Below are 3240 nucleotides of genomic sequence, written 5' to 3'. Positions count from 1 at the left end.
ACCCGCACCGGCAATCGCCGACAAGGCCCCCGAGCCTGTGCAGCCCGTCGCCGACAAGGCACCGGAGCCGATGCCGGCCGCGACCGACAACGCAGCGCAGGCCGCTGCCGCGCCGGCTGCGGACACGACGCCGGCCGCTGCCGTCGTCGCGGCGCCCGCAGCCGAGGCCGCGATGCCCGCACCGGCAGCCGATGCGAAGGTCGCCGAACCGGCTCCGGTCGCCGCGGAAGTGCCCGCACCGGAACCCGCGCAGCCTGCAGCCGCCGCGGCCGCAGCGCCTGCCGACATGCCTGCAGCCGATGCGAAGGTGCCGGACCAGGCAGCCGCGCAGCCCGCCGAGATGCCGGCGTTGTCCGATCCGGCGCAAGGATTGCCGGCGGCTCCGGTCGACCAGCAGGCCGCCCCGGCTGTACCGGTCTTGCCGGCTCCGGCCGTCATCTCGACGAGCACGTCGTCGTAAGCACGCGGGTCTGGCTCCCGTGCGCAGGAATGGCGGCGCACGGGAGCCGTCCGGACCCGATGCCCGGCGGTCGTTTCCTGTTTGACGGGTGTTGGTCCCATCCCCGAGGTCAACACCTCTTTTTGCCTGACGAGGATGCAAGGAGGCCTCAATCATGAGGATCTTTTTGGTCGCTCTGTTGTTGTACAGCGCACAAGCCGCAGCACAGGCGGTATTTCAGAACCCGGCGGTCTTCGTGATCCTGGGCGAGCAGACCGCGGCAAACGCCGCGAGCGTCGCGCAGGCGCTGACGACGCTCGGTCGCGCCGACAACACGGCGTGCGCGCCGATGATGATGATCGGCGATCCGCAGATGATCTACATGATGCCGGAGGAGGGTCACGCGCCGTCGTGGCAATCGCCGGTGTACGGCCGTGGCGCACCGTTCGAGGCGCAGAGGGGGCCGACGCCGACCGGCAAGACGGTCGGCGCGATGCAGCATGCCGAGGACATGCAGACGCAGCCATGGAGCGACGGCAGCGCGATCACGCAGAAGATCGCAGGCGATGCGAGCGTGACGGCGGCGGACCAGGTGAGCGGCTGGCAGCGCAACGGGCTCAGCTCGATCGAGACGGCCCGTGCGACGGAAGTGACGGTGAACGGCAAGACCTACCGGGCCTATCGTGACGACCTCAACGGTGCCGCGAAGCCGGTCGTCGAGCCGCAGATCTACACGCAGCGCGTCGTTTTCTGCCGATAACGAACGTCAATCCGAGAACGGCCCGGCGCCGTGTCGCGGGACCACGGTGCCCCGCTCCACGCGATCCGGCAACGGCCGTTTCGACAACCAACCCAAGCGACGAGGCCATCGTGAACCATTGCTGCCAGATCAGGGTGTCGGGCCCGCAGGATCTCGAACGCGATGCAGGGACGGCGCCGTTCATTGCCGTCCGGCGCAACCATGTCGTGCCGTCGCGGCCGCTCGTCTACCTGTCGCAGCAGCACGACGCCGCGCTCGTCGATTGTCTCGCGTCGCGCGGCTGGGACGTGTGGCGCGCGAAAACCGTTGCGGACGCACTGAATCTCGTCAGGGCGAACCGTCTGCATGCGGGCATCGTCGATTTCGGCAGCTTCGCGTCGCCCGACGTCACGTCGTTCGAGGCGCTGCTGCGTGACCCGCGCGTCGGCTGGCTCGCGTTCGTCGACGACGAGCGGCTGCGGGATATTTCCATCGCGCGCCTGATTCGCCACTGCTGTTTCGATTACGTGCGCAACGCGACCGCGTACACGACGATCGGCTATCTGGTCGGCCATGCGTACGGGATGCTGAGGCTCGCGGACGGTAGCCCGGACGCCGATGCGGCGCCCCCCGGCGGCACGATGATCGGCTCGTGCGACGCGATGCGCCGGCTGTTCGCGACGATCCGCAAGGTCGCGAATACGGAGGCGACCGTTTTCATCGCCGGTGAGTCCGGTACCGGCAAGGAGCTGACGGCGGCGGCGATTCACCAGCAGTCGTCGCGCGCCGACGCGCCGTTCGTCGCCGTGAACTGCGCGGCCATTCCGTCGACGCTGCTGCAGGCCGAACTGTTCGGCCACGAGCGCGGCGCGTTCACGGGCGCGCACCAGCGCAAGATCGGCCGTATCGAGGCGGCGCACGGCGGTACGCTGTTTCTCGATGAAATCGGCGACATGCCGTTCGAGAGCCAGGCGAGCCTGCTGCGCTTCCTGCAGGAAGGCACGATCGAGCGCCTCGGCGGGCACGCGTCGATTCCGGTGGACGTGCGGATCGTGTCGGCGACCCACGTCGATCTCGAGGCCGCGATGCAGGCGGGGCGGTTCCGTGCCGACCTGTACTACCGCCTGTGCGTGCTGCGCATCGACGAACCGCCGCTGCGCGTGCGCGGTCGCGACATCATGCTGCTCGCCGACCATGTGCTGCGGCGCTATCGCGGCGACAATGCGCAACGGATTCGCGGCTTCATGCCGAGCGCGGTCGAAGCGATCCACAACTATCCGTGGCCGGGTAACGTGCGCGAGCTGATCAACCGGATCCGGCTCGCGGTCGTGATGACGAACGGCCCGATGATCTCGGCCGCCGATCTCGAACTGCACCAGTACACGTCGCGGCAGCCGCCGACGCTCGCCGAAACGCGCCGGCGCGCCGAGCGGCGCGCGATCGAGGAAACGCTGATGCGCCACCGCCACCAGCATGCCGACGTGGCGGCCGAGCTGGGCATCTCGCGCGCGACGCTGTATCGGCTGATGACCGCGCACGGGCTGCACGGCTGACGCGCCGCGGCGCGCAGCCGCTCAAGACCGCGCGACGTCGGCCGTTAAGACATGAAACGGCCCGTCCGGACCGCCGCGCGGCGATGCGCGCGCGGCCGGCATGCGGCGCATCACGCTTATCCGAGGTTACCGTGGCAGAGTGCAGTCACTGCGGCAGGACGTTCCTGGTCGGCGGGCGGTCGATCGACGGCCGCCGCTATTGCCGTCCGGCGTGCGCCCGGGCGCATCCGATCGTCGTCGAGGCGGAGCGGGTGCCCGACGCGAAGGTCTGGGAGTACGTACACGACTGGCGTTACGGGCCGTGCCCGATCTGCCGTCGCGACGACCGGCCGGTCGATGTCCATGCGTCGCATCGCGTCGTGTCGCTGCTGTTCGTCACGCGCTGGGCGACACGGCACCACGTGTGCTGCCGGCGTTGCGGCCGCAGGAAGCAGGCGGTCGCGTTGCTGGCGTCGGCCGCGTTCGGCTGGTGGGGGCTGCCGTGGGGCCTCGTGCTGACGCCGATCCAG

3 protein-coding genes and 1 pseudogene are annotated in these 3240 nt (G+C 69.7%); all 4 read left to right on the top strand.

Annotated elements, in window-relative coordinates; all coding sequences use genetic code 11:
• Positions 1-460, top strand: a pseudogene (locus ABY44_RS12540) (chemotaxis protein CheA); the annotation flags it as partial.
• Between the two features lie 154 nt (positions 461-614).
• A complete protein-coding gene (locus ABY44_RS12535; protein WP_027789512.1) occupies positions 615-1199 on the top strand; it encodes a hypothetical protein in 585 nt (194 codons plus the stop codon).
• A 110-nt stretch (positions 1200-1309) separates the two neighbouring features.
• Positions 1310-2731, top strand: coding sequence for a sigma-54 dependent transcriptional regulator (locus ABY44_RS12530; protein ID WP_155637946.1), 1422 nt, complete (start codon positions 1310-1312; stop codon positions 2729-2731).
• 131 nt (positions 2732-2862) lie between these two features.
• The coding region (locus ABY44_RS12525; protein ID WP_431641256.1) for a hypothetical protein at positions 2863-3240 on the top strand (378 nt) is incomplete at its 3' end.

Origin of the sequence: Burkholderia sp. ZZQ-2 (genome assembly GCF_050768715.1) — a bacterium.
GTDB lineage: Bacteria > Pseudomonadota > Gammaproteobacteria > Burkholderiales > Burkholderiaceae > Burkholderia > Burkholderia cepacia.
The sequence above is the reverse complement of the archived record's forward strand: the minus strand, read 5'-3'. Positions and strand labels throughout refer to the sequence as shown.

Excerpts from the sequence above, each read along its gene's own strand:
- ABY44_RS12535 (WP_027789512.1), top strand. The coding sequence starts at position 615 with ATGAGGATCTTTTTGGTCGCTCTGTTGTTGTACAGCGCACAAGCCGCA.